18 protein-coding genes are annotated in these 19,225 nt (G+C 55.6%); 9 read left to right on the top strand and 9 right to left on the bottom strand.

What is annotated here, in order from left to right:
- Positions 1 to 15: 15 nt before the first annotated feature.
- The 3 genes from kduD (at position 16) to AC1UKS_RS01015 (ending at position 2,226) form a co-directional block, all read left to right on the top strand.
- Positions 16 to 777: a 2-dehydro-3-deoxy-D-gluconate 5-dehydrogenase KduD gene (gene kduD, locus AC1UKS_RS01025; RefSeq protein WP_482435390.1), complete on the top strand. Its 762-nt coding sequence runs from the start codon at positions 16 to 18 to the stop codon at positions 775 to 777.
- 48 nt (positions 778 to 825) lie between these two features.
- Positions 826 to 1,467: an RpiB/LacA/LacB family sugar-phosphate isomerase gene (locus AC1UKS_RS01020; protein WP_265909194.1), complete on the top strand. Its 642-nt coding sequence runs from the start codon at positions 826 to 828 to the stop codon at positions 1,465 to 1,467.
- A gap of 297 nt (positions 1,468 to 1,764) precedes the next feature.
- A complete protein-coding gene (locus AC1UKS_RS01015) occupies positions 1,765 to 2,226 on the top strand; it encodes an SgcJ/EcaC family oxidoreductase (protein ID WP_482435388.1) in 462 nt (153 codons plus the stop codon).
- 5 nt (positions 2,227 to 2,231) lie between these two features.
- On the opposite strand, the gene AC1UKS_RS01010 is transcribed toward AC1UKS_RS01015, so the two are convergent.
- On the bottom strand, positions 2,232 to 2,444 hold the full coding sequence (locus AC1UKS_RS01010) for a hypothetical protein (protein WP_482435386.1): 213 nt from the start codon (positions 2,442 to 2,444) through the stop codon (positions 2,232 to 2,234).
- Positions 2,445 to 2,588: 144 nt separating this feature from the next.
- Here AC1UKS_RS01010 and AC1UKS_RS01005 point away from each other — a divergent pair, with 144 nt between their 5' ends.
- Positions 2,589 to 2,933 carry a hypothetical protein gene (locus AC1UKS_RS01005; protein WP_265909192.1) on the top strand — a complete coding sequence of 115 codons (345 nt, stop codon included), beginning with the start codon at positions 2,589 to 2,591 and terminating at the stop codon, positions 2,931 to 2,933.
- A gap of 52 nt (positions 2,934 to 2,985) precedes the next feature.
- Here AC1UKS_RS01005 and AC1UKS_RS01000 read toward each other — a convergent pair whose 3' ends face one another.
- The 5 genes from AC1UKS_RS01000 to mntP form a co-directional block, all read right to left on the bottom strand.
- The gene (locus tag AC1UKS_RS01000; protein WP_265909191.1) at positions 2,986 to 3,285 is read right to left on the bottom strand and encodes a chaperone modulator CbpM; all 300 of its coding nucleotides are present in this window, start codon (positions 3,283 to 3,285) and stop codon (positions 2,986 to 2,988) included.
- A complete protein-coding gene (gene cbpA, locus AC1UKS_RS00995; protein WP_482435384.1) occupies positions 3,282 to 4,229 on the bottom strand; it encodes a curved DNA-binding protein in 948 nt (315 codons plus the stop codon). Before cbpA ends, AC1UKS_RS01000 begins: the two co-directional genes overlap by 4 nt.
- A 145-nt stretch (positions 4,230 to 4,374) precedes the next feature.
- On the bottom strand, positions 4,375 to 5,115 hold the full coding sequence (locus AC1UKS_RS00990) for an SDR family oxidoreductase (protein WP_482435383.1): 741 nt from the start codon (positions 5,113 to 5,115) through the stop codon (positions 4,375 to 4,377).
- A 259-nt stretch (positions 5,116 to 5,374) separates the two neighbouring features.
- On the bottom strand, positions 5,375 to 5,452 hold the full coding sequence (gene azuC / locus AC1UKS_RS00985; protein ID WP_134824821.1) for a stress response protein AzuC: 78 nt from the start codon (positions 5,450 to 5,452) through the stop codon (positions 5,375 to 5,377).
- A gap of 185 nt (positions 5,453 to 5,637) precedes the next feature.
- Entirely contained in the window at positions 5,638 to 6,207 is a 570-nt protein-coding gene (gene mntP, locus AC1UKS_RS00980) for a manganese efflux pump MntP (protein WP_013204378.1), read from the bottom strand.
- Between the two features lie 590 nt (positions 6,208 to 6,797).
- On the opposite strand from mntP, the gene AC1UKS_RS00975 reads away from it, so the two are divergent.
- Positions 6,798 to 7,049, top strand: a complete 252-nt coding sequence (locus AC1UKS_RS00975; RefSeq protein WP_482435382.1) for a DUF1158 family protein — start codon at positions 6,798 to 6,800, stop codon at positions 7,047 to 7,049.
- A gap of 139 nt (positions 7,050 to 7,188) precedes the next feature.
- On the opposite strand, the gene mgtA is transcribed toward AC1UKS_RS00975, so the two are convergent.
- Positions 7,189 to 9,873 (bottom strand): magnesium-translocating P-type ATPase, encoded by a 2,685-nt coding sequence (gene mgtA, locus AC1UKS_RS00970; RefSeq protein ID WP_482435381.1) that lies wholly within the window; start codon positions 9,871 to 9,873, stop codon positions 7,189 to 7,191.
- A 681-nt stretch (positions 9,874 to 10,554) separates the two neighbouring features.
- Between mgtA and AC1UKS_RS00965 the strand changes: the two genes are divergently transcribed.
- Together AC1UKS_RS00965 and AC1UKS_RS00960 are read left to right on the top strand one after the other, a co-directional pair.
- Positions 10,555 to 12,003 carry an alpha/beta hydrolase gene (locus AC1UKS_RS00965; protein WP_482435379.1) on the top strand — a complete coding sequence of 483 codons (1,449 nt, stop codon included), beginning with the start codon at positions 10,555 to 10,557 and terminating at the stop codon, positions 12,001 to 12,003.
- Between the two features lie 337 nt (positions 12,004 to 12,340).
- Positions 12,341 to 13,669 (top strand): MFS transporter, encoded by a 1,329-nt coding sequence (locus tag AC1UKS_RS00960; protein ID WP_265909187.1) that lies wholly within the window; start codon positions 12,341 to 12,343, stop codon positions 13,667 to 13,669.
- A gap of 95 nt (positions 13,670 to 13,764) precedes the next feature.
- On the opposite strand, the gene AC1UKS_RS00955 is transcribed toward AC1UKS_RS00960, so the two are convergent.
- Both AC1UKS_RS00955 and pdeH read right to left on the bottom strand, forming a co-directional pair.
- The gene (locus tag AC1UKS_RS00955; RefSeq protein ID WP_482435378.1) at positions 13,765 to 15,831 is read right to left on the bottom strand and encodes an AsmA family protein; all 2,067 of its coding nucleotides are present in this window, start codon (positions 15,829 to 15,831) and stop codon (positions 13,765 to 13,767) included.
- Between the two features lie 61 nt (positions 15,832 to 15,892).
- Entirely contained in the window at positions 15,893 to 16,666 is a 774-nt protein-coding gene (pdeH, locus tag AC1UKS_RS00950; protein WP_482435376.1) for a cyclic-guanylate-specific phosphodiesterase, read from the bottom strand.
- A gap of 277 nt (positions 16,667 to 16,943) precedes the next feature.
- On the opposite strand from pdeH, the gene kdgK reads away from it, so the two are divergent.
- Together kdgK and AC1UKS_RS00940 are read left to right on the top strand one after the other, a co-directional pair.
- Positions 16,944 to 17,876 (top strand): 2-dehydro-3-deoxygluconokinase, encoded by a 933-nt coding sequence (gene kdgK, locus AC1UKS_RS00945; protein ID WP_482435374.1) that lies wholly within the window; start codon positions 16,944 to 16,946, stop codon positions 17,874 to 17,876.
- A gap of 455 nt (positions 17,877 to 18,331) precedes the next feature.
- The gene (locus tag AC1UKS_RS00940; protein WP_151036300.1) at positions 18,332 to 19,207 is read left to right on the top strand and encodes an alpha/beta hydrolase; all 876 of its coding nucleotides are present in this window, start codon (positions 18,332 to 18,334) and stop codon (positions 19,205 to 19,207) included.
- Positions 19,208 to 19,225 lie beyond the last annotated feature (18 nt).

Raw genomic sequence — 19,225 nt, 5'->3', positions numbered from 1 at the left:
ATAAAGGAAAACCGCATGATCCTTAACGATTTTTCTCTCCACGGCAAGGTCGCCGTGGTCACCGGGTGCAATACCGGACTGGGGAAGAGTATGGCCGTCGGCCTGGCGCAAGCCGGGTGCGACATTGTCGCCATAAACCGCAGTGAACCCACAGAAACCGCTAAGGAAGTCACGGCAGCAGGTCGACGTTTTTTGAGTCTGAATGCCGATTTGGGCAAACAGGATCAACTGGCGTCGCTGCTTGAGCGCGCGGTCGGCGAGATGGGGCAAATCGATATTCTGGTCAACAACGCCGGGATCATCCGCCGCGATGAGGCATTGGATTTCAGCGAACAGGACTGGGACGACGTAATGAATGTGAACATCAAGACGCTGTTCTTTCTGTCCCAGCTGGTCGCCCGTCAGTTCGTTAAACAGGGCCACGGCGGAAAAATTATCAACATCGCGTCCCTGCTCTCTTTCCAGGGCGGGGTTCGCGTGCCGTCATATACCGCCTCGAAGAGCGCGGTGATGGGCCTGACCCGCGAGCTGGCCAACGAATGGGCGAAGCATGGCATCAACGTTAACGCGCTGGCACCCGGCTATATCGCTACCAATAACACCGAGCAGTTACGCGAAGACCCAACGCGCAACAAAGACATTCTTAATCGCATTCCGGCAGGACGTTGGGGCGCCCCGGAGGACCTGATGGGCCCGGTGGTTTTCCTGGCCTCTAAAGCGTCTGACTACGTTAACGGATATACCCTTGCGGTAGATGGCGGCTGGCTTGCCCGCTAGCCCCTTCTACCCTTTTTTTGAATGAATAAGCCTTAAATGGGAGTAAATATGAATATTGCACTGATGATGGAAAACAGCCAGGCGGGGAAAAATGCGCTGGTGTTAGCCCAGCTGGAAGCGGTCGCTAAAGACAACAAGGATGCGGTGTTTAACGTGGGTATGCAGGACGATCAGGACCACCATCTGACCTATATTCACTTAGGGATCATGGCCAGTATCCTGCTGAATGCTAAAGCGGTAGATTTTGTCGTCACGGGTTGCGGCACCGGGCAGGGCGCATTAATGTCACTTAATATCCATCCGGGCGTGGTGTGCGGCTACTGTATCGATCCGGCTGACGCTTTCCTGTTTGCGCAGATCAATAACGGCAACGCCTTGTCGTTACCTTTTGCTAAAGGCTTTGGCTGGGGCGCGGAGCTGAACGTGCGTTATATCTTTGAGAAGGCCTTCACCGGTCGCAAAGGCGAAGGCTATCCGCTTGACCGTAAAGAGCCTCAGGTGCGTAACGCAGGTATTCTGAACCAGGTGAAGAGTGCGGTGATCAAGGAAAACTACCTGGATACGCTGCGGGCCATCGACCCGGAACTGGTAAAAACCGCCGTGGGTGGTAAACGCTTCCAACACTGCCTGTTTGAACAGGGTAAAGATGCCGAGATTATTGCCTGGGTCAGGAAATTGATTCAGCACTAATTCTTACAGGATTACCGGCAGCCACACTATGTGGCTGTCTTCATTTATCCCCCTTCTGTAAAAATAATGTTGCCCACGGCTATTACACAGGCGGAAACTTAATAATTCCGACACCCCATTTCTGATAATATCATTTGACGATAATTAAATTAAAAAAAGAGAATGAAATTGATCTAAATCAGCAATATTCCCGCACCCGTTTAGCCATCTGGAAAGGTTTACTCCGCGTTTAATCTACTGTTGCTACCGTTCCCTTCGAAAAAACAAAATTAATGAAACATCATGGGAATGAATTAAATGAAAGCTGGAATAACCGGTCTTATTATTGCTGGTGTGCTGACGTCATCGGCTGCCTTTGCGCAGGAAAGTCATGGTTGCGTTAAGATGAACGAAAAGGAAGTTGCATCAATGTTCGACCGCTGGAACGCTTCTCTGCAAACGGGCGACGCAAAAACAGTCTCTGAAAACTACCTTTCAGATGCAGTATTACTGCCAACACTTTCCAATCAGGTCCGTCTGACCGATGAAGAGCGCATTCATTATTTTGAAGACTTCCTGGCGAAAAAACCGGTTGGCCATATTGATAGCCGTACTATTCGTATTGGCTGTAATAAAGCGATTGATAGCGGAACTTACACCTTCACCTTTAAAGATGGCAGCAAGGCAGCGGCTCGCTATACCTTTACCTATGCCTGGAATGGCGAAAAATGGTTAATTTCAAGCCATCACTCTTCTGCCATGCCAGAAAAGGTTAAATAAATCCTTTAGCCAATAATTCCCATCCAGCCATGAACGCCCATATATATACTGACTGTGGCTCTCGGCGCGCTGGAAAAATAAGACGCACGCTGGGCGAAGGTATTTAATCCGCTCCAGCTTGTCGTCGCCTGCTTCAGGCTTAATGCTGTATCGATGCCCACCGTGACCTGGTCCAGGCCAATGCTGAAGCACAGCAACAGAGCGGCACAACCCACCATCGTGCGATCCTGAATCTTTAAAAGAGTCTGAATGAAATTCTGTCATCAATCCGATCGACACTGGCGAGCAGGCTGAAACAGTTGCAATTTAAAGGCTGCCTGATGGAAGATGCGTTAACTTCACCCCTTTCACAAGGAGCAGGTATGAAAAAAGCACTAATGCTGCTCGCCATAATGGCAGCAACCGGCGCGGCGCAGGCCGCAGATGACTCTGACGATCCGGCTCAGGGCTATATCGCCAATCTGTGTACGTTAGTGACCCAGGAAAAAACCAGCGGCTCTGTGGACAGCTACATTGCCAAACTGAAAGCGCTGGATGCACGCGGTCAGTCGCCTTCCGCGCAGGAAAAACCGGAGTTTGATGAAGATGAAGCCAGAACGGTGATCGCCGCCTGGATGAACCTGAATGAAAACCAGAAGAAGGAAGCGCGTCAGAGTCCCGAAGCGTGCCAGAACGCCACGCTGGATGAATATCAAAGCCAGGATTAATGAAAATCAGGGTCGGGCAAACCGACCCTGAACACTTCGCCACACCGGAAAATTAATGGGTGTGCAGCAGCCGCTCAAGTTGGCGCTGCAGATGGGCGTTCTCTTTCTCCAGATGCTCCACCTTCTCCATCAGCGTCAGCGCCATCGCAATACCCGCCCACTCCAGCTCAAGCTCAATTTGCAGTTGCCGTGCTTTGCGCAGGCTACGCAGCGCGTGATAATCGAAAATCCAGCCTGGCGTCACTTCCAGCGGGGTAATCACCCCAAGCCCCACCACTTCCGTCAGATCTTCAGGGGAAATATCCACCGAACGGCAAATCTCAATCACGGTATAGCGGACATGTTCACTCATGATGCGTTCTCCCATGCTGAGCGCGGCTCGAAGGCGGCCTTCTCCGCTAACTCACGCCACAGAGCGGCCGTTTGCTCATCGGCTTTGCCCGGCATCACCACTTTTAAAATGGCAAACAGATCGCCGCTGCCTTTTTTACTGACCAGGCCTTTGCCTTTGACCCTCATTCGCTGGCCGTTCTGACTGCCCGCCGGGATGGTCAGCGCGATTTTTCCGGTCAAGGTTGGTACCTGAATCGTCGCGCCCAGCGCGGCTTCCCACGGAGCCAGCGGCACCACAATCTGCAAATTCTGCCCATCGACTTCAAACAGCGGATGCGGCGCCACGCGGATCACCAGATACAAATCGCCGTTCCCCGCACCGTGGCTGCCCGCCACGCCCTGGCCTTTCAGGCGAATACGCTCGCCATCGACCACGCCTGCGGGGATTTTCACCTTCAGGGTTTTTGCTATTTCATCCGTCTGGCGACCAAACTCATCCAGCACTGGCAGGGTGAAGGAGACGTTGCGGCTGTCGCCGGCCAGCGTCTCTTCAAGGAACATCGGCACTTCCATTTCCAAATCCTGACCTCGTCTTGGTGGATGACGTCGCGTCTGCCCCTGGAATCCACCGCCCTGACGGCCAAAGATGGATTCGAAGAAGTCAGAATAGTCACCGGTATTACCCTGAGAATGTTGACCAAATCCGCCACCGAAGTCCGGTGCGGATTGTGAGAAGCGGGGATCGTCGCGGTGTAAGCGCAGATTGTCGTATTCAGCGCGCTTGTCGCTATCCTTCAGAACCTCGTAAGCTTCTGCCATCTCTTTAAATTTCGTTTCGGCATTGGCTTCGGTGCTGACATCGGGATGGTATTTTCGCGCCAGCCGACGGTACGACGTTTTAATGGTTTTCAAATCTGCCGTCGGTTCAACCTCCAGCAGGGCATAATAATCTTTAAATTCCATCTATTAACACCTTCTTTTCACACAACTATTTTGAGACAAGTCGGGTTCAATCCGTCGAAAACAAGTGAGGCCACCAGGCCCCACGGTGACCCTTAACGCGGTACTTAATGAGTGTAAGGCGTAAATGCGCGATGGGGGAAATAAATCAGACCATCCCGCCGTTGGCGCGAATGACCTGGCCGTTGATCCAGCCGCTTTGTTCGCTGGCCAGGAAGGCGACCACCGCCGCAATATCATCCGGCTGGCCGAGGCGCTGCATCGGGTTGAGATTGGCCAGGTTCTGGATCAGCTCGTCGCTTTTACCGTTCAGGAACAGTTCAGTGGCCACCGGGCCGGGCGCGATGGCATTCACGGTGATCTGGCGACCCCGCAACTCTTTGGCGAAGGTGTGAGTAAAGGCTTCGACCGCCGCTTTGCTGCCGTTATAAATCGCGTAGCCAGGCATATTTAAGCCAATGGCAGAGCTGGAGAGATTGATGATGCGTCCGCCTTCCGCCAGCCGTTTCCCCGCCTCACGAAGGGTATTAAACACCCCCTGTACATTGATGGCGAAGGTCTGGGCAAACAGCTCATCGGAGTGCTCAATCAGCGGCAGAGTTTTCAACACGCCCGCGTTGTTCACCAGCACATCGATGCGGCCAAACTTCTGTTCGGCGGCGGTAAAGAGTGCGGCGACATCATCCGAGCGAGAAACATCGCCCTTAACCGCCATCGCATCCACCCCCAGCCCCTGCAACTGCACCACCACGTCGTTGGCTTCCTTCGCGCTGTTGGCGTAATTGACCACCACGTTAAAGCCTTCTTCACCGAGGCGCAGAGCAATCTGCGCCCCAATACCGCGCGAAGCGCCGGTTACGATAGCCACTTTGTTGTTTAACGTTGTCATGCTGAATTCCTCATTGGATTGGATGGAGACAGCTTGAATGATAATAGGGGAAAGATAATCACCCGCCAGCACGTAACTTTATTCCATTTACGCTAACAATGCGGCGATCGACAGGCACAGCAAATCGCCCGATAGCTGGACGGGTTCAGAAGGCGTAAGAAGATTTTTAGGGAGAGCGGAAGGCAGTGAAGAACAGAAGAAAGTGATAACCACCGGTCGGTCCCTGACCGAGGCTATCGAGGGTGTCTGGCCGGAACCATTAAGACATGGCGCCTGGCGGCACGTGTTTGAACGCTTCAACATAGCTGTGCAACACACGTTTAAAGAATTTTTTCATTTCGGCTACCTGATTAAACTTTTGTTAGTAAAACGCAAAAAAAGTATACAAGAAGCGCGTTTTTCAGGCAAATAAATTTGAACCAGATCACAAAATTGGCGGGTAGTATGCAAAGGGGAACGTAAACGAAGGTTAAACAAGCGGGCCGCAGCCCACCGACAGCAAGAGGGGAAAGAGGAGGGAAATCAGGCAAAGAGGCCTAAATGTTCAACCAGAATGCTGCTACCGATGCCAATAAGCACCACACCACCAAAGATCTCGGCCCATTTGCCCATCACCGGGCCCAGGAAACGCCCCAGCAAAATACCGGCTGATGCCATCACCATGGTAGATGCGCCGATAGCCAGCGCGGTGGTGACAATGTTCACCTGCAGGAAGGCCAGGCCAACGCCCACAGCCATAGCATCGAGGCTGGTTGCCACCGCAGTGGTGGCCAGCAACATGAAGCTGTGGCTCTGGGGCGCGTCTTCGACCGATTCTTTTTTGCGGAACCCTTCCCAAATCATACGGGCGCCGAGCACAAACAGCAGCGTGAAGGCCACCCAGTGATCCCACTGCATAACGTAACGGCTGGCCGCAATGCCCACTGCCCAGCCAATCAGCGGAGTCAGCGCTTCAATAACGCCAAAAATCAGGCCGGTGCGCAGCGCCTCTTTCAATGAGGGACGATGCAGGCTGGCACCTTTACCGATGGCCGCCGCAAACGCGTCCATCGACATGCCAAAGGCCAAAATCATTGTTGCGTACATGTTCATTGTAGTTATACCGGTTTGAGGACCCTGGACGCCTTCAGGCATCAAAAACAGAGGTCCCGGCGAAAAAATAAGCGCGGGTGCTCAACAAGAAGCGCATCCTATCACGGGGTTTCGCAAAAAAAAAGACAACAAAATCAGGGATTTGAGTATAGCCTTGGCTATACTTTTTAACGAATGCTAATTTCGCGGTAAATTTTTAATCAAAAAGGCTAAAAGAATTACTGTGTTAACGGTCACATCCCTGAAGGCGTTGGGGGAATAGCCAGCGGAAATGAGGGATATGGCGGGCAGGAAATGGTTTTTTTTTGTTTAGAAAAAGGGGCGGAGATCGGCAAATCCGCCCCTTGAGCGTTACCAGACCCGGTAAACTTTGCCGGTTTCAAACTGGGCGGTGGTCATCACGCTCAGCGGGCAAAGGTGGACGCCGCCCGATTCACCTGCTCTGGCGGCAAGATCTGCACCCTTCGGAGAAGCGCAGCAGCTTTATTGAGTGGATGCGGGAAGAGGTGAAACGCGCGCTGGCGGTGTAAGGATTGAACCTGAAGCGAGTTTGCTGGAAAATGGCCGCTGATGACCCGACTGGACGCCCCATGAATAACCCGTTTCTGACCTTTTTGATGCCGATGAGCACCCTGATGCTGGGCATGCTCTCGGCCCTGCTGTTGCCCGCGCCGTGGTTTGGTCTGAGCCTGACGTACCGCCTGATGGCGATGTTCCATCTCAGTGATATCGGCCAGCTGTATACGCTGGTATTTTGCCTGTGGTTTTTGCTGCTGGGTGCGATTGAATACTTTGTGATCCGCTTTATTTACCTGCGGTTTGTGAAGGTCCCACGGGATTAAAAAATCAGGGCGGATCGGCGATCCGCCCTGACTGCATTACATGCTGAGGATCATCAGCAGCCCGCTGGAGAAAATCAGCAGCCCGACAAAGAACAGCACGATGGTGGTCACCACGTTAGCGTATTTCATGCGTTTCTCCTCAGAACCACTGGCCGAAGCGGCGGATATAAACACGTTTCATCGCCTGCGCGACCACGCAGTAACCGAACAGCGTGGCGACCAGCCATGGGAAGTACGACCATGGCAACGGCACCAGACCGACCGCATGCCCCAGCGGTGAGAACGGAATATAGATCCCCAACGCCATCGCCAGCCCGGTCGCTATCATCACCGGCAGCGCCGCACGGCTCTGAATAAACGGGATTTTCTGGGTGCGCAGCATATGCACCACCAGCGTTTGCGACAGCAGCCCTTCAATAAACCAACCCGACTGGAACAGGGCCTGATGCTCGACGCTGTTGGCGGCGAACACGTGCCACATAATCACAAAGGTGGTGATATCAAACAGCGACGAGGTTGGTCCCATCCACAGCATAAAACGACCAATGTTTTTCGCGTCCCATTTGCGCGGTTTGCGTAAAAACGCCTTGTCCATTTTGTCCCACGGCAGCGCCAGCTGAGACAGGTCATACATCAGGTTCTGGATCAGCAGATGAATGGCCAGCATCGGTAAAAACGGAATAAAGGCACTGGCGATCAACACTGAAAACACGTTGCCAAAGTTGGAGCTGGCGGTCATGTTCAGGTACTTGATGATATTGCCGAAGGTTTCCCGGCCTTTAATCACGCCCTGTTCCAGCACCATCAGATTTTTTTCCAGCAGAATAATATCGGCGGACTCTTTGGCGATATCCGTGGCGGTATCCACCGAAATGCCGATATCCGCATCGCGCAGCGCCGGCGCATCGTTGATGCCATCGCCGAGGAATCCGACGGTGTGGCCGTTGTACTGCAGCGCCTGCAGCACGCGTGATTTCTGCTGCGGCGTCAGGCGGCAAAAGACCGTCCGCGCTTCCACCAGCGGGTAAAGCTCATCATCGCTAAGGCGGGCGATCTCGGTACCGCACAGCGGCTCGCCAGGGTTCAGGCCGACTTCACGGCAGATTTTGCTGGTGATAATCGCGTTGTCGCCGGTCAACACCTTCACCGCCACGCCACTTTCCTGCAGCGCAGCAATCGCTTCGCCGGCACTCTCTTTCGGCGGATCGAGGAAGGTCAGCAGCCCACAAATGGTCAGCTCACGCTCGTCCGCTTTGCTCAACGGCAGCGTCAGCGGATTCTCTCCCAGCTCACGTTCGCCCAGCATCAACACGCGGAAGCCCTGCTGATTCCACTCTTCTGCCTGCTGACGCCACTGTTGCCGTGCGGCTTCATCCAGCGGACGCTTTTCGCCGCCGTCCAGCCACCAGCTGGCCACCGCCAGCATCTCATCCACCGCGCCCTTGCAGATCAGCTGCTGCTGATTGTGTTCGTTGGCGACCACCACCGACAGGCGGCGACGCTCAAAGTCGAACGGCAGTTCATCAATTTTACGGTAGCGCCACAGTCCGGCGACCGCCTGGTTTCCCTGGCTGAAGCTGAGGATGGCTTTATCCATCAGGTTCTTGATGCCACTTTGATGGCGGCTGTTCAGCCAGGCCAGCTGCAGCACCTTGTCGTTATTACGGCCGTGGGCATCCAGATGCTGTTCCAGAATGATGCGATCCTGCGTCAGCGTGCCGGTTTTGTCGGTGCACAGCACGTCCATCGCGCCGAAGTTTTGAATGGCATTCAGCCGTTTCACCACCACTTTGCGACGGGACATGGCAATCGCCCCTTTCGCCAGGTTGGAGCTGACGATCATCGGCAGCATTTCCGGGGTCAGCCCCACCGCCACCGCCAGCGCAAACATCAGCGCATCGGACCAGTCACCTTTGGTAAAGCCGTTGATAAACAATACAATCGGCACCATCACCAGCATAAAGCGGATCAGCAGCCAGCTGACGCTGTTGACGCCACGGTCGAACGCCGTTTGCGGACGGCTACCCACCACTGATTTCGCCAGCGAGCCAAACCAGGTTTCGCCACCGGTCGCCACCACCACGGCGGTTGCGGTGCCGCTGGCGACGTTGGTGCCCATCAGGCAGATGCCTGGCATCGACAGCAGGTCGGCGTCATCGCTACTTCCGGCAGCGGTTTTCTCGGCGATGTTGGCCATCGCGTCATATTTCTCAATCGGAATGGCCTCCCCGCTGAGCGCCGCCTGGCTGACAAACAGGTCGCGGGAGGAGAGCAACCTTACGTCAGCCGGGATCATGTCGCCCGCCGACAGGAAGATAATGTCGCCTGGCACCACATCCTGCAGGGCAATTTCACTTCTGACCGGCTGCGCCGAGGCGCTGCTGCGGCGGATCACCGTGGCGGTGGTACGCACCATTGACTTCAACGCTTCGGCGGCTTTATTGGTGCGGTATTCCTGCCAGAAACGCAGCAGCCCGCTCAGCATCACCATCATCAGCATGATCAGCACGCCGGTCAGATCGGTTTCTTCGCCTTTGCGCTGCGGCAAAATGTAATCGGTGACAAAGCTGATGCCGGCCAGCACCATCAGCACCCAGATAAAGGGGTTGTTAAACGCCTGAAAAAGCTGGCGAATGGCATGTGGCGCCTTCTCGTTCGCCACCTGATTTTTGCCGTAATGGGCGAGGCGCTCTGCGGCCTCTTGCAGGGTCAGGCCCTGACGCTGGGTATGCATTCTGGCCAGCGTGCTGTCCAGGCTCTGTTTTGCGGCGCTGGCGATGGCCAGATCGCGGGCAAGTTTTAAGTTGGCATTGTTCATTTTCATCTGCCAGATCCTTTCTTTTTTTTTCAGGCGCGGGGAATCTCTCCTACGCATGAGGATTAATCAGAATGTGTACGGATCGGGACGAGGGCAGGACAGCGTGAAGGCGGGACGATCAGTGCGTGTTTATCCCCCTTCTGCCGTGCAGCTGCCTTCGCCCATCGCTGGTCGGAGGTTCTTTCATCAGAAAATCCTTTATCAGAAAAAGTGTGTTTAGCGGCACTGCAGAAGATCGGGGATCAAACGCATAGCCTTCCGCGCCCAGTATTCACTGGACCTGATTACGATAAGTCAGGGGGGATGCGACGACCTTGAAAGGAGGTGAAACATTGCCCGCCGTTTTTCGGCAAGCAAACAAAGGAGTTGGCTTACCAGATTAAGATGTTACTTAAGGGGTGACTGTCCAATTTTGGGCTCCGTTGTGTGAATCGCCGTCACTATAGGCCGGGTCAAGACCGAAGTAAACCGCAAAATTTAGCACCATATTGCGATGGAAAAATATAAATACCCAACATAATCATAAAGATAAATGGTAACTTACGGTGATTAATCGCTGTTTTTTTCTTAAACCATTAATCAACAGCGGCGAAATTCCCATTAAGACATTGCTTAAACCCAGTCTCATTCCCTGGCCGATCCGCTCTATACTTGCAGCGGAGACTCGGGCAGAAGGACAGGATGACAATGCTTCAACGGACTAAAATCTGGTTTAAACGCGTGGCGACACTGGTGGTCATTGTATCGATCGTGCTGCTGGGGCTGCGCGTGGCGCTAACGGAACGCGGGCCAGATTTGCAGCTGTGGCACACCTGGGTACCGCAGGAGCTGAGCGACAGTCAGATGGATAACAGCGACTGGACGGGCTATCTGAAGAATGAGCAGAACCTGTTCGACGGCATCAAAATTAACGTCAGCGACAGGCTGCAGGACGACAATCCGGAAACCTATAACCGCTACGCGGAGCGCAGCCCGGTCAATCCGGAACACTTTTCCACCGACTGGAACCGCTCCTACATCATGATGCCGACCGGCACGCCGCGTGGCGCGGTGGTGTTGCTGCATGGCCTGACCGACTCCCCCTACAGCCTGCGCCATATCGCTCAAGACTATCAGCAGCATGGCTATATCGCGCTGGGGATCCGCTTACCCGGCCACGGCACGGTGCCGGCGGCACTGACCAGCGTGGTATGGCAGGACTGGATGGCGGCAACCCGGCTGGCCGTGCGGGAAGCGAAAAAACGCATTCCACCCGGTGCACCGCTGCATATCGTCGGCTTCTCCAACGGCGGCGCGCTGGCGATGAAATATGCGCTGGATGCGCTGGACGATCCGACCTTGCCGGCACCCGACCGGCTGATTCTGATCTCGCCGATGATTGGCGTCAGCAGCTACGCCCGTTATGCCGGGCTGGCAGGGATCCCGTCGATCTTCCCGGCATTTGCCCGTTCGGCGTGGCTGAGCATCCTGCCGGAGTTTAACCCGTTCAAATACAACTCATTCCCGGTAAAAGCGGCGCGCCAGTCCTGGCTGCTTACCAGCGCCCTGCAGAGCCAGCTGCATCGTGAACAGGCCAGCCAGCGATTGGCTAAACTGCCGCCGGTGCTGACCTTCCAGTCGGTGGCGGATGCCACTGTCAGCACGCCTGCGGTGGTCAGAGCCTTATACAATCTGCTGCCGGCCAACGGCAGCGAGCTGGTGCTGTTTGATATCAATCAGTCGGTGCCGCTCTCCCCGCTGATGCGCAGCAGCGCCCGTCATGCGGCGGAACATCTGTTACCACCCGCGCCACGGGCCTACACCACGACCCTGGTCACCAACGCTTCTGCCGAAAGCGATAGCGAAGTGGCAAAAACCACCCCGGCCGGCAGCACCGCGACCCTGGTCACGCCGCTGGGATTGCGTTACCCGGCAGACGTCTATTCGCTGTCCCATGTGGCGCTGCCCTTCCCGTTAACCGATTCCCTGTACGGGCGCACGCCGACGCCGCCCAATGCGTTCGGCGTCAGTTTCGGCTCAATGACGCCGCGCGGGGAACGCTCGGTGTTAATCGTCAGCCTGGATTCGCTGATGCGCCAGTCGTCGAATCCGTTTTATCCGTGGATGCTTGAGCAGGTAAACGCGACGATAAAATAAGACTCTCGCCATCCGCTCCGACACGTTCTGTAACACGCTGTGTCGGGGTTAACGTCGTCCGTCGCAGGGGGGAAAGTCAGTCATAAATCTGGTTTGCTGGACAAAAGTTGCGCAAAAGCCAGCATTTAACGCTGACCCACCACTTTTTATTGGCCGTTTGCTGGTGTTTATTGCCAGCAAACCGGCGTTTGGCGTTGCCATCGCCCGGCAATTATCCTCTGTCACGCATAATCCTCTTTTCCACGCCGCAAGCCCGTCGTGGCGCGGTTTTCGCCATTGAATGCCGTCTCCGCTGTGCGTAAGATTCTTTAACATGTTTTACAAATAAGAAACTGCTATGCAAGCCTCCATCGCCCCAACGCTCGACGCCGAAAACGACACCACGCCCGTAAACTCCCGCGGTAAAGTGATGGTCGCTTCGCTGGTCGGCACCGCTATCGAATTTTTCGATTTCTATATTTATGCTACCGCTGCGGTGATCGTTTTCCCGCATATCTTCTTCCCACAGGGTGATGCCACGGTCGCCACGCTACAGTCGCTGGCCACCTTCGCCATCGCCTTTGTCGCGCGCCCGATTGGCTCGGCTGTGTTTGGCCACTTCGGTGACCGCGTTGGCCGTAAAGCCACGCTGGTCGCGTCGCTGCTGACCATGGGGATTTCAACCGTGGTGATCGGCCTGCTGCCGGGCTATGAAACCATCGGCGTCTTTGCGCCACTGCTGCTGGCGCTGGCGCGCTTCGGTCAGGGCCTGGGCCTCGGCGGGGAATGGGGTGGCGCGGCGCTGCTGGCAACGGAAAATGCCCCGGCGAAGAAGCGAGCCCTGTACGGCTCCTTCCCGCAGCTCGGTGCGCCGATTGGCTTCTTCTTTGCCAACGGCACCTTCCTGCTGCTCTCCTGGCTGCTGACCGACGATCAGTTTATGCAGTGGGGCTGGCGCGTGCCGTTTATCCTCTCTGCGGTGCTGGTGCTGGTTGGGCTGTACGTGCGTTTGTCGCTACACGAATCGCCGGTCTTTGCCAAGGTGAAGAAAGAGAAGAAGCAGGTCAAAATCCCGATCGGCACGCTGCTGTCTAAGCATCTGAAGGCGACGATTATCGGCACCTTTATCATGCTGGCGACCTACACGCTGTTCTATATCATGACCGTGTACTCAATGACCTACGGCACCACGCCGGCACCGGGCGGCCTGGGCTTCCCACGCAATACCATGCTGTGGATGCTGATGCTGGCGGTCATTGGTTTTGGTGTGATGGTGCCGATTGCCGGCCTGCTGGCAGACCGCTTTGGTCGCCGCAAAACCATGATCGTCATTACCCTTGCGATTATCGCCTTCTCGCTGATTTTCCCGAGCATGTTAGGGTCAGGGAATCAGCTAATGGTGATGGCCTTCCTGCTGTGCGGCCTGAGCATCATGGGGCTGACCTTCGGCCCGATGGGTGCCCTGCTGCCGGAGCTGTTTCCGACGGAAGTGCGTTATACCGGTGCCTCGTTCTCCTATAACCTGTCGTCGATCCTTGGGGCGTCTGTCGCACCCTACATCGCCACCTGGTTAGCGCACACCTACGGTCTGTTCTACGTCGGTATCTATCTGGCCTCGATGGCCTGCCTGACGCTGATTGCGCTGTTGGCCAGCAAAGAAACCCGCCACGAATCGCTGTACGACTAAGCCTTGTTCAGGCAATAAAAAACCGGCCATGGCCGGTTTTTTTTCGTGCTGAAATCCGCTGCGGGAACGGGCCCTGCGCCCATCCCCGCCGGGGATTACTTCTTGCTCTTCATCTGTTGCAGCACGTTGGTACACTGATTCTGCTCGTTGTCGCTGGGTGAAATCAGCGCCAGCAGTGCGGCGGCGGGCGCCACTACCGCACCGAGAGCCACCGCGGCCGCACCCCGCGCAATCAGGGGACCGGCCTTAACGCCCGCATTCGGATTCTTGAAGGTGCCCTTCACATACAGCGGCGAGCGTAGGGTGATGATACGGATGCCCTTGCTCTCAGGATCGATCGACAAATCCATCCGCTCGTTGGCGAAGTTGGTGGTGCCGGAGATGTTAATCACCGCGTTTTCGGTATCGAAGACAAACAGCCGGGTTGAGGCTAAGCCGTTAGTGACGTTGAGGTCGGCTGCGGCACAGTTGATCCGCACTTCATCATCGCCAAACAGCTTGCCGACCACGTAATTACCGACGTTCAGACCGACAATCTCCATCAGGCTGCGGCTGATCACCCCGTCATTCATCAGCATCTTCAGCTCACCGTTGCTGGTCGCCAGAATATCGGCCACCGAGTTACCGTTTCCGCTCAGCGTGGCGTCGCCGTTCATCTGCCCCATGCTGCTTTGCATGGCGGAGACGTCCGGGAACAGCTGCTTCAGCTTCAGGTTACGGGCATGCAGATCGGCGCGCGCGCGCATCGGCGTGCGGTCACCTTCCAGATGAATGGTGGCGTTAAGATTACCGCCGGCCATACCAAAGCGCAGCGGATCCAACAGGATATCGCCGTTTTTTAGCACCAGATGGGTGTACAGATCGCTGAGCGGCAGCGAGTTACTGTGCTCAATTTTCTTGCCACTGAACTTCACGTCAGCGTCCATCGCTCCCCAGCTTTTGGTATCAAACTTATCGTGTGGCAACACGCGATCCGCTGGCTGAGTGGTGGCATCGCCACGTTTGGCTTTCGCCTGCTCGGTTTTCTCACTGCCTTTACCCGAATTCACGCCAATCAGTGGCCCTAAATCCGCCATTCTCAGCTGTTTCGATTCCAGCGAACCTTCCAGTTTTGGACGCGGTTTGCCCTGGGTGTAGGTCATGGAGCCGTGAATATCGCTGTCGCCAATATGGCCGTTGAAATTTTCATAACGGAATACCGGGCCTCCCTTCTGCTGGAAGCGGGCGATCAGATGTCCATCGGTTTCATATGGCGGCGTATCGGGCAGCAGAATGCCGGTCAGGCCGTAGAGATTGGCCAGCGTGTCGCCGGCGAAGCGCAGCCGGATATTCAGCCCGCCAAGGTTAAGCGGATCCTGCAGCGTCCCGGCCACCTGCACACGCGTGGTGCCGTTGCGCACGTCGGCCTGCAGTGGGAAAGGATTGGTTTTACTTCGCAGCGACAGCATGCCGCCGATTTTACCGTCGCCGGTCAGCTTCTCGTTGTTGTACGTCCCGGAAGCCTTCCAGCCAAACACGTAATCAGACGCGCCCTTCTGGCTCTTATCATCCTTGCTGCCCGCCACCTGAACGTAAGGCACCGGCTTGCCGAGCGGATCAACGGTGACCTGCACATCGGCTTTGTTGATGGCATCCCGGTAGGCGATCTGTCCGCGGTCAAACATGATGTTGTCGAGGCGGAAGGTCCACGCAGACGGCGGCTGATTCGGGTCCGGATTGTCACTGCCGGCCAGATTGAAAGTCCAGTTATTCTTTTTATCCGCGGTCTGGATCAGCCTGGCATCCGGCTGCGTCAGCTTAATCCACGGGATATACACTTCTTTGCCCAACAGTGCCAGCGGGGCCAGCGTGGCATCCACACGTTGCAGATGCACCATAGTGATATCAGGGATTTCGGGCGGATTGCCCAGCAGAATATCGTCGGCGTGAACGTGCGGCCATGGCACCCAACTGCGCCAGCCGGGTTCATCCCGGTTGCGTTCCCACGCCACGCCCAGGTCACCGCGAATGGCGAACGGACGATTCAATTCAGTCGACATTTTTTGATTGATGGTCGGTTTAAGTCGGTTCCAGTCAAAGGTCGCAATGATGATCACCACCACGATCACCAGCAACAAAAAAATCCCGACAATCCAGCTAATTATTTTTCCCGTACGCGACATACCCGGTCTCCTTGCTCGCTTCGGCCTTCTGTAAAGATAGTCCAGCGCGAAGGAAACGGGATCAGATCAGCTGGTGCGGCAGCGATTCCAGCTGTTCAAAAGGCATCGGACGGGCAAAAAAGTAACCCTGAGCGGCATAAGCGGGTGAATTTTTCACCTGATTCCATTCATCAATCGTTTCAACGCCTTCGACAATCACCCCTTTGCTGTAGCGATTAATCAGGGCCAGCAGCTTGTTAAAGAGATTACGACCCTCTTCTGACTTTCTCAGCATGATAAACAGCTCACGGGCCATTTTGATGTAGTCATACTTCAGCTCGGTCAGCGCGGAAAAGTTGGCCATGCCGCAGCCAAAATCATCCAGCCACAGCGGGCCGAGTTCCGGCATCTGCGCGACAATCTCCTCCTGCGGCAGCACATGGTGTTCTACCAGCTCAAAACGCACCCACGGGCAGCGGGCCACCAGCTGACGGATGGCAGCATGGTGCTGCAGTTCCAACAGGGTTGGGCCATCAATATTGACCGAGGCAACGGTGCCACTGGAGGTGAACATCGTTTCCCATTCCGCCAGCAATTCAAGCTGCTCGGTAACAATGTGCAGGCGCTGTGGGATCTCAAGCGCTGCAAAATAGGACTCCGGTGATACCCTCTTGCCCGGTTCAGCGGGATGAAATACCGCCGTGAGCAACTCAATTGCCATCAGACTGCCGGTCACCCGGTAGATAGGCTGAAACGTATAGATGCGCTGGCACTCCTGCCAGTACAAACGCTCATCTTGTTGCTTTGTCACAACATTTGAGAGAGGAAGCCGGTGACTGAGGTCGTTCAGCACCATGTAATTGATCCTTGATAATGATGAGACCGTTCAGGGAACGGATCTCCCGCAAGAGAGATATCGGCACCGGATCGCAGAACTTTATCGCGCCTGGCGCTAAAAACGCCCGGTAATTGCCCCTTACTGCTGGCCGCAGCTGGCCGAAAATGAAGGCCGTTGTTGCTGTTTTCTCAGCTATTCACTGCGTGAGGAAAAAAGTAAAACGCCGTTTTAAAATATTGACTACGCGCGGCTGCGCAGCGAAACTGGTGCAAATTTGAGGGATGAGCTGACTACCATGACGCAGAAAAAAATTGCCGTTATCGGCGAGTGCATGATTGAGCTTTCACAGAAAGCCACCGACCTGAGCCGCGGTTTTGGCGGTGATACGCTGAACACCGCGGTGTATATCGCCCGCCAGGTTGACCCACAGCAGCTCAGCGTGGACTACGTGACCGCGCTGGGCACCGACAGCTTCAGCGGTGAGATGCTCGCCGCCTGGCAGCAGGAGCAGGTGCAGACCGGCCTCATTCAGCAGATGGACAACAAGTTGCCGGGCCTGTACGTGATTGAAACCGATGCGCAGGGCGAGCGAACCTTTTACTACTGGCGCAACGATGCCGCCGCACGCTTCTGGCTGGAAGGCGAGCGCGCAGAAGACATCTGCCAGCAGCTGGCCCAGTTTGATTACCTTTACCTGAGCGGCATCAGCCTGGCGATCCTCAGCCCGCAGAGCCGGGAAAAGCTGATGGCGTTGCTGACCGCCTGTCGCCGCAACGGCGGGAAAATCATCTTTGATAACAACTACCGTCCACGCCTGTGGTCGTCGGCAGAGGTGACGCAGGCGGCTTATCAGGTGATGCTAGCCTGCACCGACATCGCCTTCCTGACGCTGGACGATGAAACCCTGCTGTGGGGCGAAGCGCCGGTTGACGAAGTGATTGCCCGCACCCGTGCCGCCGGCGTCAGCGAGATTGTGATCAAGCGCGGTGCCGAATCCTGCCTGGTGTCGCTGGCCGATCGGCCACTGCTGGATATTCCGGCGGTGAAGCTGCCGGCCAGCAGCGTGGTCGATACCACGGCGGCAGGGGATTCCTTTAGCGCCGGCTATCTTGCGGTACGCCTAAGCGGTGGCAGTGCGGAAGAGGCGGCTAAACGCGGCCATCTGACCGCCAGCACGGTGATCCAACATCGCGGGGCGATCATTCCCCGTTCGGCGATGCCGGCTTAAGCGCTTTCGCCGGTTTTCCTCCTGAATGCAAACAGCCCTGCACTAGCGGGGCTTTTTATTATTCTATTCGCGAAGATCCGCCCTTTAATTAACATCCGCAAATTAAGTCAAATTAATTACGCCGCTTATCCGTAAGCAGTCTGAATGAGTCAATTCCTAATTCAGGTCCAGCCGCAGATCGGCAAACGGATAATAAACTGAATAGTATGATAATTACCGTAAACCTGCTTAAAGGCGATCCGTGATGCAAACCGACTCGTTTTAAAACAATCAGATAGCAGCCCATAAATACCCCCGAACCGGCGCTTCTGGGCATAGTCTGAAACTGCGCGAAAAGCGTGAGCAAGGCTGGACGCTGTATAAATAAATGGGCAATGATTGTTTTATTACAGCCGATCCCCCCTATTCTCGCGCCGGGCTCGCCTATACTTAAATAATGAAATTCAGGAGCGCCTATGAAAACCGAAATTATTAATATCTGGCCTCACGGCGAGGCTCCCGGTGCCAGCGATTCCAGGGTCAGCCCACAAATTGTCGATTTAGCCAAAGAGTACGAACCTTACGATCGTGCCGCCAGCGGCGTGCGCAATCCTGAGCTGGCCTTCTGGTATCCGGAAGAATCCAACGGCGTGACCCTGCTTGTCGCACCGGGTGGCGGCTTCGAAAAAATCATGATCGATAAAGAAGGCAGCGCGTTGGCGATGTTCTTTACCGCGATGGGCTATACGCTGGCGGTGATGACCTACCGTTTCCCGCAGGATGGCCACCATGAAGCGGCTGACGCGCCGCTGTCGGATGCACAGCGTGCGGTGCGCGTGCTGCGTCACCGTGCCGCGCGTGGGCTGAACGGCAAGCGTATTGTGATGATGGGCTTCTCGGCCGGTGGCTATGTGGCCGCCAGCGTCGGTACGCGCTTCAATGAGAAACTCTATCCGGTGCAGGATATTGCCGACTCGCTGACCGCCCGCCCGGATGCATTGGTGCTGATGTACCCGGTGATCAGTATGCGTGAAGGGCTGGCGCATCAGGGTTGTCGCCAGCATCTGCTGGGTGAACACCCGACGCAGCGGGAAATTGACGCGTACTCGATGGAAACGCGCGTCACCGAACAAACGCCACAAACCCTGCTGATCCACGCGGTGAATGATGAGTCGGTGCCCATCAATAACAGTATGGTGATGTTCAGCGCGCTGCGGGAACACAAGGTCTCCAGCGAGCTGCACTTCTACGAGAAAGGCGGACACGGCTTTGGCATCCGCAACGTCGCCGATTTGCCGCTGGCCAGCTGGCCGATGCTGGTCAATGAATGGCTGCGCGCGCGGATCTGGTAGCACGCAAAAAACCCGGCA

This window comes from Erwinia sp. AK-PDG3-5 (assembly GCF_056821705.1).
This window is presented reverse-complemented; position numbering and strand designations above follow the sequence as displayed.